This is a genomic window from Streptomyces sp. cmx-18-6 (assembly GCF_046548915.1).
Classification (GTDB): domain Bacteria; phylum Actinomycetota; class Actinomycetes; order Streptomycetales; family Streptomycetaceae; genus Streptomyces.
The window spans coordinates 232,532-255,544 of the sequence record NZ_JAEBEP010000002.1 but is presented as its reverse complement, the minus strand read 5'-3'; the positions used below and the strand labels follow the sequence as shown (position 1 = coordinate 255,544).

13 protein-coding genes, 1 tRNA gene and 1 pseudogene are annotated in these 23,013 nt (G+C 69.4%); 3 read left to right on the top strand and 12 right to left on the bottom strand.

The window, feature by feature from the left end; translation table 11 throughout:
• Nucleotides 1-223 precede the first annotated feature (223 nt).
• The 3 genes from ACLJPL_RS06130 to ACLJPL_RS06120 form a co-directional block, all read right to left on the bottom strand.
• On the bottom strand, nucleotides 224-3,295 hold the full coding sequence (locus ACLJPL_RS06130) for a hypothetical protein (protein ID WP_411079653.1): 3,072 nt from the start codon (nucleotides 3,293-3,295) through the stop codon (nucleotides 224-226).
• Nucleotides 3,296-3,317: 22 nt separating this feature from the next.
• Entirely contained in the window at nucleotides 3,318-5,168 is a 1,851-nt protein-coding gene (locus ACLJPL_RS06125) for an HSP90 family protein (RefSeq protein ID WP_411079652.1), read from the bottom strand.
• Between the two features lie 255 nt (nucleotides 5,169-5,423).
• The gene (locus tag ACLJPL_RS06120) at nucleotides 5,424-6,410 is read right to left on the bottom strand and encodes a hypothetical protein (RefSeq protein WP_411079651.1); all 987 of its coding nucleotides are present in this window, start codon (nucleotides 6,408-6,410) and stop codon (nucleotides 5,424-5,426) included.
• 369 nt (nucleotides 6,411-6,779) lie between these two features.
• Here ACLJPL_RS06120 and serS point away from each other — a divergent pair, with 369 nt between their 5' ends.
• On the top strand, nucleotides 6,780-8,072 hold the full coding sequence (gene serS, locus ACLJPL_RS06115; RefSeq protein ID WP_411079650.1) for a serine--tRNA ligase: 1,293 nt from the start codon (nucleotides 6,780-6,782) through the stop codon (nucleotides 8,070-8,072).
• A 184-nt stretch (nucleotides 8,073-8,256) separates the two neighbouring features.
• Here serS and ACLJPL_RS06110 read toward each other — a convergent pair whose 3' ends face one another.
• Nucleotides 8,257-10,359: a DNA methyltransferase gene (locus ACLJPL_RS06110; RefSeq protein WP_411079649.1), complete on the bottom strand. Its 2,103-nt coding sequence runs from the start codon at nucleotides 10,357-10,359 to the stop codon at nucleotides 8,257-8,259.
• Nucleotides 10,356-11,117, bottom strand: coding sequence for a hypothetical protein (locus ACLJPL_RS06105; protein WP_411079648.1), 762 nt, complete (start codon nucleotides 11,115-11,117; stop codon nucleotides 10,356-10,358). The genes ACLJPL_RS06110 and ACLJPL_RS06105 overlap by 4 nt, the downstream gene beginning before the upstream one ends.
• Nucleotides 11,118-11,407: 290 nt before the next feature.
• Between ACLJPL_RS06105 and ACLJPL_RS06100 the strand changes: the two genes are divergently transcribed.
• On the top strand, nucleotides 11,408-11,677 hold the full coding sequence (locus ACLJPL_RS06100; protein WP_411079647.1) for a hypothetical protein: 270 nt from the start codon (nucleotides 11,408-11,410) through the stop codon (nucleotides 11,675-11,677).
• 169 nt (nucleotides 11,678-11,846) lie between these two features.
• Here ACLJPL_RS06100 and ACLJPL_RS06095 read toward each other — a convergent pair whose 3' ends face one another.
• Entirely contained in the window at nucleotides 11,847-13,019 is a 1,173-nt protein-coding gene (locus ACLJPL_RS06095) for a serine hydrolase domain-containing protein (RefSeq protein ID WP_411079646.1), read from the bottom strand.
• Between the two features lie 176 nt (nucleotides 13,020-13,195).
• Between ACLJPL_RS06095 and ACLJPL_RS06090 the strand changes: the two are divergent.
• Nucleotides 13,196-13,770 (top strand): annotated as a pseudogene (locus tag ACLJPL_RS06090) (ATP-binding protein); the annotation flags it as partial.
• 530 nt (nucleotides 13,771-14,300) lie between these two features.
• On the opposite strand, the gene ACLJPL_RS06085 reads toward ACLJPL_RS06090, so the two are convergent.
• The 6 genes from ACLJPL_RS06085 to tmk form a co-directional block, all read right to left on the bottom strand.
• A complete protein-coding gene (locus tag ACLJPL_RS06085) occupies nucleotides 14,301-14,645 on the bottom strand; it encodes a hypothetical protein (protein WP_411079645.1) in 345 nt (114 codons plus the stop codon).
• Entirely contained in the window at nucleotides 14,645-15,895 is a 1,251-nt protein-coding gene (locus tag ACLJPL_RS06080; RefSeq protein WP_411079644.1) for a serine/threonine-protein kinase, read from the bottom strand. The genes ACLJPL_RS06085 and ACLJPL_RS06080 overlap by 1 nt, the downstream gene beginning before the upstream one ends.
• 346 nt (nucleotides 15,896-16,241) lie before the next feature.
• Nucleotides 16,242-16,315: transfer RNA gene (locus ACLJPL_RS06075), tRNA-Thr, on the bottom strand.
• A gap of 118 nt (nucleotides 16,316-16,433) precedes the next feature.
• Nucleotides 16,434-17,963, bottom strand: coding sequence for an alpha/beta hydrolase (locus ACLJPL_RS06070; protein ID WP_411079643.1), 1,530 nt, complete (start codon nucleotides 17,961-17,963; stop codon nucleotides 16,434-16,436).
• A gap of 113 nt (nucleotides 17,964-18,076) precedes the next feature.
• Nucleotides 18,077-19,282: a DNA polymerase III subunit delta' gene (locus ACLJPL_RS06065; RefSeq protein WP_411079642.1), complete on the bottom strand. Its 1,206-nt coding sequence runs from the start codon at nucleotides 19,280-19,282 to the stop codon at nucleotides 18,077-18,079.
• A 133-nt stretch (nucleotides 19,283-19,415) separates the two neighbouring features.
• Entirely contained in the window at nucleotides 19,416-22,739 is a 3,324-nt protein-coding gene (gene tmk / locus ACLJPL_RS06060; RefSeq protein ID WP_411079641.1) for a dTMP kinase, read from the bottom strand.
• Nucleotides 22,740-23,013 lie beyond the last annotated feature (274 nt).

Below are 23,013 nucleotides of genomic sequence, written 5' to 3'. Positions count from 1 at the left end.
CCATCGATGACCGTCCGATCACCGCGACCTGCCGATCATGACCGGGGCAGCCCTGCGGGCCGTGCGCGGCCGACTCCGCAGAAGCTCACTCCGGCCAATCAGGGCCAGTCAGCACTAGTCATGGCCAGTCATGGCTCAGTCTGGACTAGACCAATACCACAGGCAAGGGGCATTCCCGGCCCCCTCACCCCCTCACCCCCTGCTCGCCCCTCATCACTCCTCATCACCCCTCATCGCGCAACTGAGCAGCCAGGGAGATCAGCGGCTGGGCCTCCTCCGTGCGACCGAGGCCCGTCAGACGGGAAACCGCCTGGTCGAGCCGGACGAGCGCGGGAGCGGTTCGTTCCAGGTAGACGCCCTCCACGGCCCCCGCCAGACGAACGCACTCGGCCCACTCGCCCACCCGACCCTCGTCACCCTCGGCCCCGGCCCCCACACCCGCCCCATCGAGCAGGGCAAGGGCCTTGTCCAGGGCGATGAGCGCGTCCTCGTACTCCCCGACGTACGCATAGACCCGCCCGTGCTCGTAGGCCAGCGCGGTGTCCAGCGACCGGCCGGCCGCCTCGTACTCCACGGCACGGGCCTCCCCGGCGATCCGCCCGGCGTCGGCGAGGAGCGCGAGGGCGTCGGCCAGGCCGTCCGGCCCCTGCTGCTGGGCCTGGAGGCGGGCGAGCTCCCGCAGGCAGTTGCTGAGCAGCTCGTAGCGCGGGGCGCGGGCATGGGCGGCGAGCGCCCGGTCCACGGCTTCGCGAGCCCGGCCGAACTCTCCGGACTCCCCGAGCACCACAGCCGTCTCCGCGGCGATCATGGCGTGGCTGCCCGGGTCGTCGTCCCAGCCGGCCGACTCAGCCGCGAGGGCCACGAACTCCGCCGTGGCGGCCTTCAGGTCCTCCCCCGCGAGCAGCGCGCGGGCGCGGATCAGCCGCAGCTGGGCGACCAGCCTGTCATCCAACTCGCCTGCCACGACGTCCGGTTCGGTCAGAAGCGAGTCGAGCAGGGCGATGCAGTCCTCGATGTGGCCCAGATCGAGGCAGAGCTGTGCCGCGTTGCTGTACGCGCAGAACGCGTCCGTGCGGCTGCCGCCCCGCAGGTCCAGCTCCGCCGAACGCGTCAGATGCCGCAGCGCCTCGTCCTCGCGGCCGAGGTGGAGGCACGCCTCGGCCAGATCACCGTGGAGGCGGGCGGCGCCGACCTGCCCGGCCGGCCAGGCGGCGGCCAGGCGCAGGCCCTCGGCGAGATCCTTGTGCGCGGACTGCGCGTCTCTCAGGCCGAGTCGGAGCCTGCCGCGCAGTCCGAGCGTACGGGGCAGATGCCAGGCGGGGCCGTGCGACTTCAGCCGGTCGAGAAGGGCGTCGACCTCGGTGACCGCGGCCGGCAGATCGCCGGAGAGCGCGTACGTGCCGGCCCGCAGCAGCATGGCCCCGGCGAGCTGTCCGGCGAGGTCGTGCCGGACGGCGAACGCCCGCAACTGGTCCACCTCCGCGAGGACCGGCGCGACGTGCGCTTCGCTCCCCGACGTCTGGAGGCGTACGCCGAGCGCGCTCGCCCGCAGCCGCAGCAGACGGGCCTCCTGGTACGGGGCGAGGCCGGACGCCTCCTCGTGCAGGCGGACCAGGGACGCATGGGCGGCCGTCAGAGCGGCGGCCTTCGCCCCGGCCGCGTCGGCGTCCCCTTCCACCGGGATCTCGGCGGCGGCGAGCACGGCACGGGCCTGGGCGACCACCGCCTCACCCGCCGCCTCCCCGTCCCCGTACAGCCCCGCGGCCTCCTCGAAGAGACCGGCGGCGACGGCGAACTCGTCCAGTTCGCCCGCCCGGGTCGCCTCATCGGTGAGCAGGTCCGCGCACAGGCGGACGAACGGGCCGACAGCCGGGTCGTCGGGATGGGCGTAGTCGCGAGCGGCGACGAGCGTACGCAGCCGCGCCCAGCAGTCCCGCGCGCCCGGGTGTCCTTGCTCGTCCAAGGCCCGTGCGTGCAGGATGAGTTCGGGCAGCGACTCGGGTACGGAGACGGCGGCCCGGGCGGCAGCCGCGCCACCCGGAACACCCGAGTCACCCACGGCGCCCGCCACATCCGACACACTCGACACATCCGAGGCAGACGCGGCGCCCGAGGCATCCACCACCCCCACCACACCCGCGTCAAGCAGGCCACCCGAGCCGTTCGCGTCCCCCAAAGCCCGGCTGCGCAGGGTCAGTTCCAACGCTTCGAGCAGCGGGGCGCGGTCGAGACGGGCCCGGCGGCGGTCGGAGTGGGCCGTGGTTCCGTTACGGGTGTCGAAGCGGGCGGCGAGGCCGTCGCCCCGGCCCCGTACCTCGGCACTCAACCCGGCCACGGTCCAGGCGCGCCCCGCGTACCCGGACACGGGCAGCTCACCGTGGCCGAGGCTCTCGACACGCCTCAGCAGCACCTCCACACCGGTGAGGAAGTCGAGCTGGTCCAGCGGCGAGTCCACCTCGTCGAGCAGGTTCCGGTTCTCGGCGAGCAGTTCCAGCCCCCGCGCCTCGTTGCCGGTCAGCGCGCAGAACTCCAGGTGCCGGCCCACCTCGCCGGCCATCGACGGGTTGCGGCGGCACGCACGGTACCCGGCGAGGTGCAGCTCGCGGGCCCGGTCGGCGCGGCCGGTGCGCAGCAGGGGCAGCAGCGCGTACGAGACGGAGCGCGCCGGCTCCTCCTGGCAGGACTCCTTCCCGGCCAGGACGGGCGCCCAGCCGTCGAGCGCGCGCTCGTCGTCGCCCGCGGCGAGGTGGTACAGGGCCCGCTCACAGGTCTCGCACGCCTCGCAGTCGCTGTACGGGGTCCGGCGGCGGCTGGCCCACAACTCGTAGGCGAGAGTGGTGTCCTCACCCGTGTGGGCGGCGAGCTGGTAGGTCTGCCCGTAGTACGGCTGGAGGCCCAGGCCCTCCTTCTCGTACCGGTCACGCATCTCCCCCAGCCACTGGCGCAGGCTGGCCGTGGGAATCTCCGGCAGCGCGCGCAGGGCGTTGGCCACCCACTTGAACCGCCAGAACAGCTGGTGGCGCACGCGGCCGTCGAAGACGTCGGGCCGCTCGTCGAAGAGGGTGAGCAGCCGGGCGAAGACGACGGGCGACTTCCGGGGATCGGAGCCGTACGTGTACGCCTCCTGGAGTCCGAGGAGCGCGTGGATCAGCGGCACGGGCTCGTCGAACCGCTCGGCGGCGTCGACGAGTTCCTCGGCGGTGACGGTGCGGGTGCGGCCGTAGGGAAGCCGGCCGTTCTCCTGGAGTGCCCGGAACAGCTCGTCGGTGTTCTGCGGGTGGGGTGCGGTGGGCATGGTCGGCTGTCCTTAGCTGCCCTCAGCCGTCCTTGCGGAGGGCGTGGGCGAGAAGGTCGAGGAAGGAGCGGTTGATGAGGCTCGACTCGGCGGGCCGGAGCGGACGCCGGGAGAGCAACGCGGCCTGCCCGTACAGGGCTTCGGCACTGGTGCGGGCCAACTCGGGCTCGTCGATGGCCACGGCGGTGCGCACCAGCGGGTTGAGCTGGTTGAGGATGAGCTGGGCCCGCGGGGCCTCCTGGCGCAGCGCGCCGAGGATGTCGCCCCACAGGCCGCCCTCCTGCTCGCGGGCGAGCTGGGAGCGGGTGCGCTCGTGCCGGGCCTCGCGGCTGTCGACGAGCAGAGCGGGCGCGGAGGCGGGGTGGAACGTACGCAGCGCGACATCGCAGTCGAAGACGGCGAGGGCGTCGCGGGCCAGGCCGAGGTAGGCCGCGGCGGCGAGTTCCGTCTCCCGGTCGACGGGGTCGAGGTGGGCGGTGAGGGTGGCCGGGTCGAGGTCGGCGACGCTGACCTCGGGCCTGATCTCGGGCAGCCGGTGGACCAGTTCCCGGTCGTAGGTGTAGCCGCCGTTGACGACGCCGAGCCCGGCGGCCGAGGCGATCGCCGCGACCTGCCGGAACTCCTCCACGCTCGACGTCACGAGCACGGTGCGGTGGGTGCGGGCGAACTCGTCGAGGGTGGAGTGCCCGTCCGTCGTCTCGAACGGCAGCCAGGGCAGCAGCAGCCGCAGGATCTCGTCGTCGTGCACCGCGAGCGACTTCACGGCCAGGTGGTGGGTCTGGAGGAACCGGCCGAGCAGATCCGGGTCGCTGGCGGCGGCCCGGGCGATCCACGCGCGCAGCCGCTCGGCGAGGGCGTCGCGTACGGCCGCGAGCGTGTCGTCCTCGTACAGGGACTCGCGGGACGCGGTCGGGCGCAGACTCTCGGCGTCGATGACGCAGCGGACGAAGAAGGCCCACTCCGGCAGGATCTCGTCGGCCTGCTCGGACAGCAGCATGCCCTTGACGTGCACCCGGTGGCCGTGGCGCCGCCCGGCCGGCACCGCCTCGGGCAGCACGCACGCGATGCCCTTCAGGCCCACGGCCGGCAGGTCCAGCTCGATGGCGTCGAGCGGCGCGAACCCGAAGACCTCTTCCCCGTACGCCGCCAGCGCGCGCGAACGTGCGCCCGGGGTCGGATACGTACGGGCCCAGGGCGCGGGCTCGGGGTTCACGGAGACGCCGCGCCCGCCCGTGCCGTCGTCGAAGGTCACCGGGTGGCGCAGCAGGGACCCGAAGTGCCGTCCCAGCGCGTGGACCTGGGCGGGCCGGGTCCACTCACCCGTATCGGCGCGCGGAGTCAGCGTGACCGTGGTGCCGGGCCGGGTCCTGGCAGAGGCGGGCAGAGTCCGGACGCTGTAGCTGCCGTCGCCGTGCCCCCGCCACTCCACGGTGGGCGCGTCGGGGGTCCGGGCGGAGCGGCTGAGCACATGGATCTCATCCGCGACGAGGAAGCACGACAGCAGTCCGATCCCGAACTGCCCGATGAAATCGCCGCGTTGCTCGGCGATCTTCTCGGCGCGCTTGCTGCTGCGCCCGATGGTGGCGAGGAAGGTGTGGACGTCGGCCTCGCTGAGCCCGACGCCGTCGTCTTCGACGCGTACGACGGACCCGTCCGCGAAGAGCCTGATCCCGAAGGCGTCGGCGGGGGCGTCGGGTTCGAGGCCGCGCCGGGCGGTCAGCGCGTCCACCGCGTTCTGGAGGAGTTCGCGCAGATAGACGCGGGGGCTGGAGTAGAGGTGATGGGAGAGAAGATCGACGAGGCCGCGCAGATCCACCTGGAAGGCGCGGTCGGCGCCGTCCGGGGGCGGGGACACGGCAGAGGGGAGGGTCATCGGGCAGTCCGAGGGGCAGGGCCGACAGGCGGCGTGACGATAGGGACAGGACTCAGACACGGCGGCGAGGAACAGGGACTCACGGGCTCACGAACTCACTGGCTCACGGACTCACGAACTCATTGGGTCACGGACTCGCAGGCTCACGAGCTCAGGCACTCGGGCACCCACGCACGTACGAACCCACGCACGTACACGCCGATGCACCTATGCACCCATGCACCCACGCACTCGGGCATTTCCATCACCGGACGCTCAGGCGCGACGGTGACGACGGGCGAACTGCTCTTCCGGGTCCGCGAGATAGGTCCAGGGCCAGCTGGTGTAAGCACCGTCGAGCGCATGGAAGACACGCCGGACCGTGTGCTGCTCACCGGCCAGCGACAGGGCCATGGCGAACGCGTTGAAGTCGTGCTGCCACCCCGGACGCCGCACGTGGGCGGGGTGCAGGATGCTGTGGTCGGCCGCACCCCGCAACTCCGCCTGAATGTCGGCGGAGACCAGGCAGTCCTCATCGTCGGACTCGACCCACTCCTCGATATGGGCGTAGGCGATCACACAGCCGAGCCGGTGCCCCTGCGGAGCACGGGCGAACGCGTCACGGGCGAACGCCAGAGCCTGCCCCGGCTCACCGCTCCACCGGGGCTGCAACTGCGAAAGCCAGTCGATGTGGACCTCCAGGTCCAGCGGGTCCCGGCGCAGAGCGGCGTCGAACCGGACCCGATTGACGTCCTCCCCGAGCGACAGCCCCCGCCCGGAGGTGAGGAGCCGACGCCACGGGGTGACCCAATCGGGCTCCAACTCGGCGGCGGCCAGGAGCTGTTCCTCAGCAAGGGCGAGCCGCTCACCGAAGACCCGCCACTGCTCCTGGGTGACATCGGCGGCCCGTGCGGAGGTGCGCGCCTCCCACCCCCAGTTGACGTACCGGGCCCCGGAGATCAGCAGGGCCAGCGCCCGGTGCTCCGCGTCCTCCTCCACGGCCCGGCCGATCCACTCCTCCAGACCGTCCAGCTCGGCGAGCTCGCCGAGCACTTGGTGATCACGCCCGAGATCGAAGGGCCCCAGCGCGGCCTTGACCCCGTCCCAGTCCCCGGCGTCGGCCGCCTCGACCAGCGTGAGCACTCGCTGATCCCCCAGGGCGCGCAGCGTGTACGTCCCGTTCTTCCGCTTACGCGGGGCCGGCAGGGCGTGCGGATCCTCCGCCGGTCTCTCCCCGCCCCTGCCGAACAACTTGCCGAGCATGCCGCGCCCTCCCCAGGTCCCGCGTGATCTCCCGGTGCAGCATAAGCGGCCCCTACGACAACGACTCCACAGGTTATTCACGAGGTTATGCACGGGCACTCCCCGCACACCGATCCCCTCTCCCGCCCCCATCGCGGCGGTCCACCCCCATCGCCGCCGGGGACTGCGGGGAGACCGAGGAATATTCCGGAACGAGGACGGCTCAGCGGTTGCTACGGTCGACCCCACACCCGCACCCCTCACCCCTCACCCACGCCCCACGAGCACTCTCCCGCTTACCGCCTCCCACCTCCTGCCACCCGCCCCACCCCCCGGTCTCACCTGCCACTCAGCAAGATTCAGCAAGATTCGGCCAGAAGGATCTTCCTCATGCATGATGCCCGCGCCTTGATCGACATGGGTGCCGAAGCGGTTCGTCGGCTCGCTCGTCGCGGTTACACCCTGGACCTGTCCGCGCTGGAGTCCCTCCACTCCCGGCGCAACCAGAACATCCGCGCGGCCGACGAGCTGCGGGCGGAGTCCAAGCGGGTGGCGAGCGAGGTCCAGCAGACGGCCAGGCAGGGCGGCGACATCACCCAGCTCAAGGAGCGCGCCCGTGAGCTGAAGGACCGGATCCGCGAGATCGAGGCCGGCCAGGAGGAGATCGAGACCTCGCTGCGCGACCTGCTCCTGAGCATCCCGAACCTGCCGGACGACTCGGCCCCCGACGGCGACTCCGAGAAGTTCGCCACCGAGGTGCGGCGGGTCGGCACACCGCCTGCCTTCCCGTTCGCTCCGAAGGACCACGTCGACCTCGGCGAGGCCACGGGCATCCTGGACTTCGCCCGGGCGACGAAGCTGTCGGGCCCGCGCTTCGCGGTCTCCCGCGGTGCGGGCGCGGCCCTGGAGCGGGCGCTGGCCACGCTGTTCCTGGACATCCACACGCGCCGCCACGGCTACACCGAGTACGCGGTCCCCTACCTGGTCACCCGTAAGACCATGACCGGCACCGGGCAGCTCCCGAAGTTCGAGGAGGACCTGTTCAGGACCGGCGTCGCCGACCGCGAGCTTTTCCTCATCCCGACTGCCGAGGTCCCGCTCACCAACCTCTACGCCGACGAGATCATCCCGCCCGCCGAGCTGCCGCTCGCGTTCACCGCGCACACCCCGTGCTTCCGGTCCGAGGCCGGCTCGTACGGCCGCGACACCCGGGGCCTGATCCGCCAGCACCAGTTCGCGAAGGTCGAGATCGTCCGGATCGTCGACCCGGCCGACGCCGACGCCGAGCTGGAGAACATGGTCGGCCACGCCGAGGCGTGCCTCGAAGAACTCGGCCTCGCCTACCGGGTCATCAAGCTGCCCGCGGGCGACACGGGGTTCTCCGCCCAGCTCACGTACGACATCGAGGTCTGGATCCCGAGCCAGAACACGTACCGCGAGATCTCCTCGGTCTCCAACTTCGGCACCTTCCAGGCGCGTCGGGCGAACATCCGTACCCGAGGCAAGGACGGCAAACCCCAGCTCGTCGCCACCCTCAACGGCTCCGGCCTCCCCATCGGCCGCACCCTGGCCGCCCTCCTGGAGCAGGGCCAACAGCAGGACGGCTCGATCCTCCTGCCCGAATCACTCTTCCCGTACGCCGGCTTCCGCCGGATCGCAGCGGACGGCACGCCGGAGGCGTAAGGCGCTCGCCGCCAAACACCTTTCCGGTCCGGAAGCGGAAGGGACCCGCCGCCTCGACCGTGCCGCTTGCCGCTTGCCGGCGACTCGCCGCAGACAACGACTCGCCGCAGACATCGGCTGGGCCACAGGCATCAAAGAACCCCTGGTGAGGCGTACTGCGCTACATCGACACTGCCGCGCCCCGCTAGCGGCCTCCGCTGCCCGAACCGGACCCAAGCAGCTTCGCCATGCTGTCTGTTGCCAGGGAGTCCACTTGCGCGGCGACTGAATCATCTAGTTCTACGCCCGTGGACGCGAGGTAGGCCAGAAGCGCACCGCGAATAACTGACCTGACGTCGCCTGCCCCCACATCGACCTGCGCATCTCTCAGGTCTGTTAGCTCCCTTGTGGCAGTTTCCAGGGCTTCCTCCACCGAAGAATGTGGATTCGTGGCTCCGTCCACGGCTCGGCGGCACACCACAACGCTATCGAGATTAGAGGGTTCACGGGCCCCCGCCTTGACGACGCTGGTCGTCATCTCACCTTTCACCGGTTGCACGGCCATCACGATCCACCCAGAGCGGCGTAGCGACTCAACCACCTGCACCCATCCGCTGATCCGAGCCTGGTGGAAGGTGAAGGCCAGCAGACCACCCGGTTTCAGGACTCGCGCCGACTCGGTCCACACGGCCTCGATTGCCTTCCCGAATTCAACCGGGTCAGCATGCTGGACCTCGCCCACTCGACGGGTCGTCGTCGCTTCGGAATAGCCGATGTACGGCTGCATGTGCTGGAGCCAAGCATGAAAGAAGTCCGCGAGCTCCGCGTAGTGGACATTGTCCATGTAGGGCGGATCAGTAATGACTAGGTCAACTGACCCGTCTGGGATATCCATCTGCGCCGAGTCCCTGGTGGCGACGTAGGCTGCCTGCCCTTTGATCGAGACGAAAGACTCCCACGAGTCCGCAATGCTCGCGCCCACCGGCTGTGACACTCCGGAGATCCGCTCGATCCCTGCACCCTGGTCAACGAGGTCTACAGGTTGCCTCTTGTACTCGTGGGCACGCCGCAGACGACTCTTGAAGAGAGTGGAAAACGCGCCGGAGGACTGCGACGTGCCCCAGGGGTGCGCCTCCAGTGGAGTCCGCTCCGGTTTGAGGATGTGATGGCTGAACATATGCCGGACAGCCCCTGTCCCCTCACCCTTGAACGACGTGAACAGGTTATTGAATTCAAGCGTTCCTGAAAACAGGGCACACAGCGCTTCGCGTTCGGACGCTGATCCAGTAAGGTCACGAATCGCCGTCGCAATCAGCGAGAGAGAAACCAGCTGACGCGCGTTGAAGAAGTCGCGCCACTCCCGGAAGTTCCACTTCAGAGCTTGGCCAGTATTATTGCCTGGAGCGAGCCGACCCCGTGGAAGCACGGCAGACTGCGATAGCCCTGCGAGCGCCGCTACACACTCGTCGTAGAGTTCCCGGTCCCAGTCGGTGATGGCTTCATAGCTCTTCGATCCGTCCGAGTTGGCTACCATCTTGGCATACATCTCGTATACCGGCGGCGATCCGTTCAGGGCACTGAGAACCTTGAAGCTGTGACCGTTCCCGCATGTCGCCAACTGGCCCCGCACTGCACCGCGCTGCGTAATTACGTGACCATTCGAACACGCCTCAGTGACGAAGTCATACCGACTCTCCTTAACGGAGAGACACTCGGGACAAACAATTTGTGCTCTGGGCACTCGCTTCGGGTAAGCATTCTTAGAGAAAACCGGCGAGTCGAACAAACGAACTTCTTCGGAACACTCGGGGCACCCGAGGGTCGCGACCCAAAAGTAGTAGAGAACAGTCCTCCCGTCCTCTGCACAGTGGAGGCGGTCAACCTCGGATCGACAGGCTGACTCGACCTCCTTGTAGGCGGCTTCCAGAGACCCGAGATCCCACGGTTGAATAGCTTGGCGCTGAACGAGCGTTGCCACAGGATTGATGTCGAAGCAAACAGCTTTGGCCCCGAGTTTGAGGGCTTCTACGCCGGTCACACCTGACCCGGAGAACGGGTCGAGCACAATGGCTCCCGCCAGATCGAGCGACGATCCGTAAGCTCCCACAGCATCGGCTCCATCAGGCGTCGTCGCCGACGTGATGATCCCCCGGAATACGGTGCCGAGACGCTTCGCCCACCACTTGTGCGTGCTGGTGGCTGGACGGTGCACTTCCTTGCGCCAGGATTCCTTCGTGCCGACGCCGCTCAGCATCGCTGCCGGAAAGTTTGACTCCAGGCTGGTACGTGGCGGCACCACGACCGTCACAGTCGACCTCTCGCGAGGGAAACCGGCTTGGAGTCGCCCGCACCGCGCGAGCGATATGCTCGGAAACTGTGGACCTTACCGGCATGGAGATTCGGTGCCTTATGCGTCACCATCTCATTGGTTTGAAGGTTGAACTCGTACGACACAATGACGTCGTCAACCTCGGTCCGATCAAGTTCACCCACCTGGACAAGAGCATCCGACTGCGGCTCGAATTCAGTAGGCACGATCAGGGTCGCGAGCCCTGCGGTTCCGGAAGCCAGCGCGAACGGCGTTAGCACGACGTACATTTTGCGGTCGCGGACCAGGATGTCTCCGTACGAGCCGAAGCCACGGAACGACTTGTTCTTGTGAATGTACTCGCTATCGGCATTGAGGAAGCTGCCGTGGCACACCACCAGATCTACAACTGGGTACTCCTCGACGCCGCGCTCCGCCTTCGGGTAGCGACCGAACACGTAGAAAACCTCACGCCCGCTGTGGTTGCCGGTGGGCACCTGGGAGTTTGAGTCGTAGTCCGCCTCGCGGCCAGGAAACTCCAGCCCCTTGACCTCGTACCCTTCCGGGTGATGGATCAGCCGAAAGTCCGGATAGGTGTTCCGACCAGGATCATCGTACGAAAGCCGGCATGCCTCTATGCGAGCCTGCACCCAATTCTGAAAGTGGTACTCCTTGTCGCTGGCGGAGACCCGCTGAATCAAGTCACCGTTCGCCCGAGCGCGCTCGCACTCCAAAAATACCTGCTCGACCGCACTCACTGCCACCCTCTGTCACCCTCTGTACCTCAGCGTCCACCCTGCCCGCCGTCCGCGGCGATGATGCCCCGAGGTTACAGAACATGCACCCCTGCATGGACCTGTGCCGACAGGAACCCGCCTTCGTGCTGCTAGGAGCTGTCCGGCCGGTCATGAGACTGACTCGGTCGTGACTCGTCACACTCCACCATCAACAGTTACATAGCGGTCCGATAGGTGGCCAAGGAGTGAGGTGTGGGGCTTCGAGAGCGCCAAATGCCTATCTGCGGCCTCGGGCCTGTCTCATGAATGCGTTGGGCGAGGAGCTGATCAGCATCGAGCCTGTCGCGCTCACCGAGCCGGTAGAGAACGCCCACGACATCGATGTGAGCCTCGCCGCGATCCGCTTCGTCGTGGCCCTGCAGTTAGGGGCAAGCTCCATCGAGGTCTGGGATGACGGACACGGCGTGTCTCCGGAAGACCTCGACTTGGCTGGAGATCGCCCCCAGAGCGAGGAGCGCGGTAGACCGCCGCTCGGAGCAAAGGGCAACGGCGCGTATCTGGACCGGGTACCGGTCGACTAAGTCTCCGGCACTCCACGGACGTTCGGCGCCGACAGACGCGGCAGGTCAGCCAATCGTCCGTGCCGGCAGCGCACAGCACGGCATCGGCACCAATCAGCGACTGCCCTCCGGCCCACAGGGCCTGCACGAGGTCAGTGGCTACCTCCGCGCCGAAACAGCTGAGCTCTCATCACTCCAGCGACGTGATTACTGCATCGATCAGAGCTCCGGCACGCAGGTCATGGCCACCACTGACGATGTGGTTCATCACGTAGCCAAAGGCAACGCCGCGATCCGGATCAGCAAAGGCCAGGGAGCCGCCTCGGCCGTTGTGGCCGAAGGCGTTCGGCCCTGTCATGGGGTTGTCCTCGGTGGGCAGTTGGTATCCGGAGCTGAACCGGCTTGGCGCCACCAGCACTTGATCCCTTCCGGCTGCCTGCTCATTGGTCGCCAGAGTGAGGGTTTCGGGGGTGAGCAGACGAGTGCCGTCCACCTCGCCGATCAAGGCCGCGTACATACGGGCCAGCCCACGCGCGGTGCCGATGCCGTTGGAAGCTGGGAGTTCCGCGGCCTGCACCTCGGGGGAGTTGAAGTCGATCGCGGCAGGGTCGGTCACCATGTACGCCCTGTTGCTGAACGAGTCCGGGTCGCTCCAGGCGGCGACCTGATCACGGAGTTCCTCAGGGACAAGCTCCGGAGCCACAGTCGTAAGGTCCACAGCGGGCTTGCTGTGCACCATGTGGCTGACCCGTTCGCGTTCATGCGCCGGCAGCCCGATGAAGAAGTCGAGGCCCAGCGGGGTAGCGATCTCGTCAGCGAAGCAGCGGCCCGGCGTGCGGCCGGAGACTCGGCGGATCACCTCACCGACAAACCAGCCCCAGGTGCGGCCGTGATACCCATGAGCGGTACCCGGAGTCCACACAGGTTGTTGTGCTGCCAGAGCCGCTGTCATCGGGTGCCAGGCCAAAGCGTCGTTCAACGGGACCGGTTGATCCAGCGCGACCAAGCCGGCCTGGTGGGACAGGAGCCAGCGCACCGGGATGTCCGCCTTGCCGTTCGCGGCGAACTCCGGCCAGTACGTGGCGACGGGCGCGTCCAGGTCCAGCTCGCCGCGCTGGGCCAGCAGGTGTACGGCGGTCGCGGTCGCTCCCTTGGTCGCCGAGTAGACGAGCTGCAGGGTGTCACGCGTCCATGGTCGGCCGGTGCGGGGGTCTGCGATGCCGCCCCACAAATCCACTACCGGGTGGCCATTCCGGTACACGCACACCGCCGCGCCGATGTCTCCGTGCCTGGCGAAGTTCTCCGCGAACGCCTCACGCACCGGTTCGAAACCGGTCGCGACCTCACCGCCGATCACCGTCATGCTGCCCATCGTGACACTCCCGACGCCTGCTTCCGTGGGCGGCCTGGCTCTCGGCGTACGGGGCTTACCAGCGTCAGGTAGTGACGGGCAATGCCTTGAGACGCTCGCGGAACTCGCGAACGGCTGGGACAGACGTGTTCGGTTCAAGCCGTGCGGAGAACTCGTTCAGGCGGCCCAGCTTCTGCGCCGTCGCCTTCATGTCCGTCGTGGTCACGATCGTCGACGTGCTGTCCGACAGTCTGTTCCAAGCCGCGAACACCTCGGTGGACGATGCCATCCGCCGCATCATCAACGTGCAGCAACTCGGAGCGGTGTACGGCCTGGGCTGGGGTGTTCCGTCCTTGGTCGCCTTCGGCTGTGCCATCGGCGCGTTCATGTACTGGTGCGTGATGGTCGCGCGGAAGGTCGACGTGCTGATCCTCGTCTCCCTGGCGGTCTTCGCCGGGGCAGGCGGCGGCTGGGAGGTGGCGAAACGCTGGCGTCGCGGCTGGATCGAGGCCACCGCAACGCTCGTCGGCTCCAAGCTCCTGATGACCGTGGTCTTCCTCATCGGCGTCTCGGCGATGGGCAAGGCCGACTCCCAGGACGGCATGGCCGCTCTCTCCGACGCACTGGCCGGTCTCGTCGTCATGATCTTGGTGTTGCTCTGCCCGACGCGACGTACAAGTTCATTCACTGGGCCAGCGACGGCGGCGGCAACGACGATCTGCACCGCACCGCCCCCGCACTCGCGGCCGGCCCCGCCCGCTCGGGTCTCCGGGACAAGGCGTCGGTTCCCACCGCCACTGCCTCCGGAGTTGCTGGCCGGCCCGTCGACCCGCGTATCGCGTTCTCCCGGAACCGCTGACTCGTCTTCGCTAAGGAGCCGTCCTCATGGCTGTTGTTGGTACAGCGGGATGTTCGAACGTGACGAATGCCCAGCCTTGGGGGTCATGCGTTGAAGGGCGGAATGGTTCAGGTCAGCGGTGCGGGTCTCGGCGATTGGTGTCTGCACTCGTTGCCGGATCTCGTGGCGAAGCGGGCGCACGGCCTCGATGCCCTGGCCCACGGGGTCGTTGAACTGCCCGTCGAGGTAGGTCTTGCCAGGCCCGTGCCCCTCTGGCGCTGCTGTCGAGGGGCCGCTCGCTTCAGGCTCATAGTGATCCGCAGAGCTGAACGCCGAGGCAGATTGCCTCCTCGGCGTTCAGCTCCGTCCAGGCGCGGTGCGTGTTGCTCGTGAGCCGGTGGGCTGTCCTTCCTGGTCAGTGTCCTGACCGCGTGCAGAAGCTTTCAGGCGGTGGCTCACTCACGCCGGTTTCTCACCGCAAGGACTGCTCCGGCGAGCCCTGCCACTCCTCCGCCGATCATCGGTACGACCTGCATCGACGCCTTGTGGTTGATGGCGTAGAACCCCAGCCAGATGAAGGCAACACCGAATCCCAAAACGATCACGTGCTCGAGCAGGCGGAAGCCGTATCCCACCCACTGGTCGACGCGTTCCCGGTGAAGTTGGCGCTCCACGAGATCACGCCGCCAAGCCAGGTGACTTGGATCGATCTCCTGCCACTTGCGTGCCTCGTCGGCCTCGAGAAAGGAGGGCATCGTCCAGGCGGGCGTACCGGCGGGTGGTGTGTCCTGGTCAGACATCAGTTGATCCCCCTGCCCTCACCCGGGCCGGGTGCCGCGGAGGCCACCCTCTGATCGATTCTCAACAGCATCTCGTCCACAGCTTGTTCGGCGGAAGCGCGACGCTGTTCCCGTTCCTCGCTGGTCCACCGAGCGGGTGGCGCAAGCGATCGCGTGTAGCTGCGCCAAACGGAGAGCGGCTCGTCAGCTGGTCCGCGGCTGCGTGTCAGTGCAGTGCGTGCCTGGAGAACTAGGACACAGAGGCCGAAGCAGAACACTGCCCAGGGCAGCACTGCCACAAGTAGGTTCGAGACGTCGGCCGAGGAAACGTGGGCCCGCGGCACAGCCCAGACCAGAGCCGTTGCAAGTATCAAGAGGACCAGCAGAAGCGATCTTGTGAGACCCATGGCGCTTCTCCTGGCCGCTGAGCCAGGCATCGGCATCGCTGGCGAGGGCGCCATGGGTGCCCCACCCCGTGGTGGGCTGTCGAGTCTCAGCCGGGCGTTGGCCGCCGTGAGACGTCGCTGAGGGTCCTTGTCCAGCAGGTCATAGATCAGATATCCGAACTCACCGAGGTGTTCGAGTGACGGCGGTTGATCTCTGGTTAACGCTGCCAAGGTTGCCCCCGTGCTCCCCCGCCGGAACGGCGAGCGTCCCGTGACCAGAAGGCAGAGTGTCACCCCCAGCGAGAACAGGTCGCTGCTCGGCATTAGCTGGGCACCGTGCACCAGTTCAGGGGCGGTGTATTCCGCGGCGGCCTCCATCCGGCCATCGCCGGTATCGAAGGGGTCCTCCCGTGCCGGTGCACCGAGGGACGGCATCAGCACCCATCCGCTGCCGGACATACGGACTTTGGTGGGCCGTACATCCCCGTGAACAACTCCGACCTCGTGTAGCGCGGCCAGGGCGTCAAGCAGCGACCGCGCGACGTCTTGCGCCTGCTCGCTGGACATCGGCCCGTGCTCGGAAAGGTACGTCACCAGCGATGGACCGGAGATGAGCGGCCTGATCAGCCACACCATTCCGTCCTCTTCGACGAGGTCGTACACGGTGACGATGTTCGGATGGTCCAGTGCAGCGAACGCCCGGGCGAACTGTCGCGCTTCCACCGCTGTGAGGCGGTCCCGCCCCACGGACTCTGCAGCCACGCGGCGTTCCAACGTCTCGTCGTACGCCTCCCAGACGCGGCCGAACCCACCGGATCCTACGTTGCGCGTGATCCGATACCGCCCGCCGAGCTCCCGCCCCAGTGGCCCCTTCCCCTGCTCCATGCCTCCCCCCTACCCACTGCCTTCACCAGAGTAAGCCTCCTGAAGCGGTCTCATGCTGCAACGCATCCACCCGCCATCGTCCGGGCGGATCAAGCCCACCACCGCACCCATCGGCGTCGGACCCGGTGCGGCCACAGGACTGCGGGTCCACCCCCCAGCGCCTACCCCTCGGAGAGGCCACCGGATCGACCGCCCGTCCACCGCTCTGCACGCGCGCTGCACGCCTGTCCACCGGTTGTCCACCGGGGGCGATCATGAGGCCCAAGCAGGGCGCATCACCCAGAAGAATGGATCATGAAAAGCACAAAGACCCAGGTCAGAGGCTATCTGTCCTGGGTCCTTTCGGAGCCGCCTTCGGGATTCGAACCCGAGACCTACGCATTACGAGTGCGTTGCTCTGGCCAACTGAGCTAAGGCGGCGCGCCCTGTCGCACTATGGTGCGATCAGCAGCGACGCCAAGTCTACACAGTTTCCGGGAGTGCTCCGCACCGGTTGCCCCCGGGGGCGTCTGCGCAGGTCAAGGCGGGGCTAGGGGCGTCAGGTGCACTTCTTGCCGTTGGTGGGTGCTGTGCCTTCCAGGAGGTAGGTGTTGATCGCCGTGTCGATGCAGTCGCTGCCGCGGCCGTACGCGGTGTGGCCGTCGCCCTCGTAGGTGAGCAGGGTGCCGGAGGACAGCTGGCCGGCCAGGGACTGGGACCACTTGTACGGGGTCGCCGGGTCGCGGGTGGTGCCGACCACCACGATCGGGGCGGCGCCCTTCGCCTCGGTGCGCTGCGGGGCGCCCGTGGCCTTGGTGGGCCAGTACGCGCAGTTCAGGGAGGCCCAGGCGAAGCCGCGGCCGAAGACCGGGGACGACTTCTCGAAGTCCGGGAGCGCCTTCTCCACCGCGTCGGGGCTGTCGAAGGCGGGCGGCAGGTCGAGGCAGTTGACTGCGGCGTTGGCGAACATCAGGTTCGCGTACTTCCCGTTCGGCTCGCGCTCGTAGTAGCTGTCGGCCAGCGACAGGAGCCCGGAGCCGTCGCTGCGCTGGGCGCCCCCCAGCGCCTCGCGGAGCTGCGGCCAGGCCGCCTCGTCGTACATCGCGGCGATCACCCCGGTCGTGGCCAGGGACTCGCTCAGCTCGCGGTCGTCGCCGGTCGGGATCGGCTTGGCGTCCAGGTCCTTGAACAGCTGCTTCAGCGCGGTCGCCGCGTCGGCGGTGGACGTCGTGCCCAGCGGGCAGTCCGGCTGCTTGACGCAGTCGGCGGCGAAGGACTGGAACGCCGCCTCGAAGCCCGCCGTCTGGTCGCGGTTCATGTCGACGGCCGTAAGGGAGGGGTCCATAGCGCCGTCCAGGACCAGCCGCCCGGCGCGCTCCGGGAAGAGGTCCGCGTACGTGGCGCCCAGGAACGTCCCGTACGACGCGCCCACGTAGTGCAGCTTCTCGTCGCCGAGCAGCGCCCGCAGGACGTCCATGTCGCGGGCCGTGTCGACGGTCGAGACGTACGGGAGGATCTCGCCGGACCGCTTCTCGCAGCCCTGCGCGAACTTCTCGAACGCCGTGCCGAGCTTCTCGACCTCGGCGTCGTCGTCCGGCGTCTGGTCCACCTGTGTGAAGGCGTCCATCTCCTTGCCCGTGAGGCATTCCACGGGCTCGCTGCGGGCCACGCCCCGCGGGTCGATGGCCACCATGTCATAGCGCGCCCGCACCTGGGCCGGGTAGCCGAGTGCCGCGTATCCCTGGAGGTAGCCGATCGCGGAGCCGCCGGGGCCGCCCGGGTTCACCAGGAGCGAGCCGATCCGCTTTCCGGGGCCGGTGGCCTTCTTACGGGAGACGGCGAGGTCGATGTCGCCGTCGTCCGGCTTGTCGTAGTCCCTCGGAGCCTTCATCGTCGTGCACTCGAACCCCTCGACCCCGCAGTCGCGCCAGCTCAGCTTCTGCGTGTAGTACGAGGACAGCCCCTCGGGGGCCGCCGTGCCGGTGGCGGAGGCGCTCGGCGACGAGCCGCCTCCACTGCATCCGGAGACGAGCAGGCCGGCAGTGCCGATCCCGATGGCGAAGGTGCGGAGCAGGCGCCTGGTGTTCATCCTGGGAGCGTAGTCGCCGGGTGACGAGTCGTCCGATTCCCTGCTCATTCGGGTGAACAGGCATCCCGCAGGACCTGTCCGCCGACCCGACCCGCCCCGACCCCAGCCCGGTCTCAGCCCGCCCTCAGCGACATCGTCATCGCCTCCACCGCCAGCAGCGGCGCCACATTGCGGTCCATCGCCCGCCGGCACGCGATCACCGCCTCGATCCTGCGCAGCGTCTGCGCAGGCGTCGAGGACTCCGCGATCCGGTCCAGGGAGTCCTGCACGTCCACATTGGCTAGGGCGATCCGCGAACCGAGCTGGAGCGCCAGCACATCGCGGTAGAACCCCGTGAGCTCGGTCAGCGCCAGATCCAGGCTGTCGCGCTGCGTCCGCGTCTTGCGGCGCTTCTGCTTGTCCTCCAGCTCCTTCATCGCCCCCGCCGTGCCCCGCGGCATCCGGCCGCCGGCCACCCCGCCGAGCGCCGCCTTGAGGTCCTCGGTCTCCTTGACGTCGACCTCCTCCGCCATCTGCTTGGCGTCGTCGGTGGCCGTGTCGATCAGCTCCTGGGCCGCCTTGAGGCAGCCGCCGACGTCGGCGACGCGCAGCGGAACCTTGAGCACCGCCGCCCGCCGCGCCCGCGCCCGCTCGTCCGTGGCGAGACGGCGCGCCCGGCCGATGTGCCCCTGGGTCGCCCGCGCCGCGGCGTGCGCTCGCTCCGGATCGACGCCGTCGCGGCGGATCAGGACGTCCGCCACGGCCTCCACCGGCGGGGTGCCCAGGGTCAGGTGGCGGCAGCGGGAACGGATCGTGGGCAGGACGTCTTCGAGCGAAGGGGCGCACAGCATCCACACCGTGCGCGGCGCGGGCTCCTCGACCGCCTTCAGCAGCACGTTGCCCGCACCTTCGGTGAGACGGTCGGCGTCCTCCATGACGATGACCTGCCACCGGCCGACCGCCGGGGAGAGCTGAGCCCTGCGGACCAGGTCGCGGGTCTCCTTCACACCGATGGAGAGCAGGTCCGTGCGGATCACCTGGACGTCGGCGTGCGTACCGATCAGGCTCGTGTGGCAGCCGTCGCAGAACCCGCAGCCGGGCTCCCCGCCCAGCGCCCGGTCCGGGCTGGTGCACTGGAGCGCGGCGGCGAAGGCCCGGGCGGCGGTGGAGCGCCCGGAACCCGGCGGTCCGGTGAACAGCCAGGCATGGGTCATCTTCGAGCCCTGCTCCACCGGCTTCCTGTCGGAGACGGCCGTGACCAGCGCATCGGCGTCCTTGGCGGCAGCGGCGAGCTGTTCCCTCACCCGGTCCTGTCCGACCAGGTCGTCCCATACGGTCATGGGTCACCGCCCTTCCCATCGTCGGATCCCATTGTGGGGGACGCCACTGACAGTCCGGCCCGCCCACCCCCTGCGGGGCGGACGGGCCGGACTCTGAACGAACAGAACGGATAACGAACAGAACAGATACGGGTCAGCCGCGCGGGCCGCGCCCCCGGCGCTTGGGCCCGTCGTCGTCCTGCCCGCCGAGCAGTTCGTCCGCCAGCGTCGGCAGGTCGTCCAACGGGGTCTCCTCGGCCCAGTCCGGACGGGGACGCTTGCGGCGGGCGCGGGACTCCTCAGCCCGGCCCCCGGCCTGCGGGTCCTCGATCTGCGGCAGCTCCCGGGTGCGCTCGTTCTCGCTCTCCGCCGGCGGTGAGGCCGGGCCCTCGTCCCGGAAGTAGCCCTTGGGCACCCGATCGGAGGGCTGATCACCGCGCACGGGCGGCAGCACGGCCGTCTCATCGGCGGCACGGGAATCGCGAGGATCGCGGGAGTTCCGAGGATCACGGGAGTCCCGAGGATCACGTGAGTCACGGGGGTCACGAGCGTCACGGGAGTCGCGACCGTCACGGCCGTCCCGGGGGCCACGGCCGTCCCGGGGGCCACGGCCGTCCCGGCCCGGCCGCTCGTCCGTGAACCGCGGCAGCATCGCCGTCTCATCCTCCCCCGACCCCGACCCCGAAGCGGAACCGGAACCCCGCCCCTCCTCCGGACGGGCCGCAGGCACCGGCTGGGTGATCTCGTTCGGGTTCACGATCGGCGTGGGCACCGTGAGCTCGTTCTCCGGAACGGTGGGCCCGTGCCCCTCCGACCGCGAGGACGTCTCAGGCCAGGAATCACGAGCAGCACGGGAAGCATCCGCCCGCTCAGCCTCCGCCCGAGCCGCCTCCGTACGCGCGGCCGCCTCGGCCTCCGCCCTGCGGCGCGCCTCCTCGGCCCGTACCAGCGCCTCTTCGGCCTTCCGCTGCTTCTCCAGGCGGAGCGCCTCGGCCTCCTTGCGCAGCCGCGCCTCCTCCTCGGCCTGCTTGCGGAGGCGTTCCTGCTCGGCCTCGCGGGCCCGCTCCTCGGCCTCCAGCCGGCGGCGGTCCTCCTCGGCGCGGCGGCGGGCTTCCTCGGCGCGCTGCCGCGCCTCCTCCGCCTGGCGCTCGGCCTCGCGCTGCCGGGCCTCCTCCAGCTCGCGCTGCTTGCGCTCCTCCTCCTCGGCGCGCAGCCGGGCCAGCTGCTCCTGGCGCTCCTTCTCCAGCCGCTCCTCCTCGGCCTTGCGGGCGGCCTCTTCCTCCGCTTTGCGCCGGGCCTCCTCCTCGGCCTTGCGCCGCGCCTCCTCGATGGCCCGGATCTCGGCCTCGGAGAGCGGAAGGAGCCGGTCGAGCCGATGACGTACGACGGTGGTGATCGATTCCGGTTCCTGCCCGGCGTCCACCACCAGATAGCGCGTCGGGTCGGCGGCGGCCAGGGTGAGGAACCCGGACCGTACGCGCTCGTGGAACTCCGCCGGCTCCGACTCCAGCCGGTCCGGCGCCTCGGTGAACCGTTCCCGCGCGGTCTGCGGGTCGACGTCCAGCAGCACCGTCAGATGCGGTACGAGGCCACTCGTCGCCCACCGCGAGATCCGGGCGATCTCGGTCGGGGCCAGGTCACGGCCCGCGCCCTGGTAGGCGACGGACGAGTCGATGTAGCGGTCGGAGATGACGATCGCGCCCCGCTCCAGCGCCGGGCGGACCACGGAGTCGACGTGCTCGGCGCGGTCGGCGGCGTACAGCAGGGCCTCGGCGCGGTTGGAGAGACCGGCCGAGGAGACGTCCAGCAGGATCGAACGCAGCCGCTTGCCGACCGGGGTGGCCCCGGGCTCGCGGGTCACGACGACCTCGTGGCCCTTGGAGCGGATCCAGTCGGCGAGCGCCTCGACCTGGGTGGACTTGCCCGCTCCGTCGCCGCCCTCCAGGGCGAGGAAGAAGCCGGTCGTGGCGGGGGCGACCGCCGGGTCGCCGCCGCGCAGCGCCTCGCGCAGGTCGCGGCGGAGCGGCACACCCGCCCGGTCGTCGGCCTTGGCGACGACGATCGCGGCGAGCGGCAGCAGCAGCGCGCCGATCAGCATCAGCGTGTAGGCAGCGCCGCCGTGGACGAAGACGAAGTCGCCGCCGCCCACGCGGTGCTGCCCGATCCCGGCGGCGAGCAGCGGACCGGCGACCGCGCCGAGCGCGACGGACACCCGGACCAGGGCCTGGAGGTGCTCGGTGGTCCGGGCCTGCCGGGCCGCCTCGGTCTCCTGGTCGATGATCGCGTGCCCGATGTTCGCGGCGACCCCGGCGGCGTAACCGGCGAGGAGCGCGATCGCGAGCCCGGTGGCGGTGTCCGGCACCAGGCCGAGCGCGAGGAGCGCGACGCCCGTGACGGCGGTGGCCAGCGCGAGCAGGCGTCGCCGCGACAGGGCGGGGAGCACCTTCTGCGCCGTACGGATGCCGAGGGCGGTGCCGCCGGTCAACGCGAGGATCAGCAGCGCGAACGTGGCGGGCCCGCCGCCCAGGTCGAAGGCGTGCAGGACGGATACGGCGGCGGCCGCGGCGATCGCTCCGGCGACGGCGGCGCAGACGGCGACGACCAGCGGGAGGGCGCCGGTGCGGCCCTTGTCGCGGCCCTTGCCGGTGGTGGGGCGGCGCAGGCCCTCCAGGGGCGAGCGCGGCCGGGGGGTCTGGGTGTCGGGCAGTTCGAGGAAGTACAGGGTCGAGATGGAGGCCGAGAACAGACCGGCCGCGACATACGAACCCAGGGCCGCCTGGTGGAAGGAGAACCACTCCAGGCCCGTGCCGAGGAGGTCGCCGATCAGCGTGGCGACCAGCAGGACCACCGCGGCGGCGGGGACGGCGAGGAAGTTCGTACGGAGCGACAGCCTGCGCAGGGCGTCGAGGTGGTCGGGGAGCGGACGTACGGCGGCGCCCTCGATGGGCGGGGCAGGCAGCAGCGCCGGGGCGGCGCTCTCCTTGGCCACCGCCCACAGGCGCTCGGCCCCACCGGTCACGAAGACGGTGATGAGGATCATCATGAGCGCCTTGTCGGGCGCCCAGTCGATCCACAGCGGAGCGATGATCAGCAGAGCGAGCCGCAGCCCGTCCGTCCCGATCATCAGCCATCGCCGGTCCAGTTTCCCGCCGGGTGCCGTGAGCGACGTCAACGGCCCCAGGAGTACGGCTCCGAAGAGCACAGTGGAAAGAATCCGGGCGCCGAACACGGCGGCGACGGCGAAGGCCGCCCCGCGGTATCCGGCTCCGAATGAGCCCTCAAGGACCGCTGCTTGCAGCGACAACAGCACCAGCACGAGAAGGGCGAGTGCATCGCCGATACCGCCGACGAGCTGGGCGCTCCACAACCGCTTCAGCGGGGGAACACGCAACAGGGCTCGTACGGCGCGCTCGCGTGAGTCTGCGGCAAGTGTGTCGGAGGTGGGGCTCACGACCGTTGGCTGCTCGGCTCGCGTCATCCACCCAGCCTATCGGCAGCGGTGCGGTGACTGTCGGGCCGTCCGAACATATGGCCGCAGATGATTTCCGGCCGACTTCCGGGAGGACCGGCAGGGGCCCTTCCAGCCGGCCTCCGGAGGGACCAGCAGGAGTCCTCCCGACCGGCCTCCGGAAGGACCAGCAGGGATCCTTCCGACCGGCCCCCCCTGGAAGGACCACCAGGGGTCCTCCCAGCCGGCCTCCGGAAGGACCCCTGACGCCGCCGCTTCCACGGACGGGTGCTCGATGCGTCGC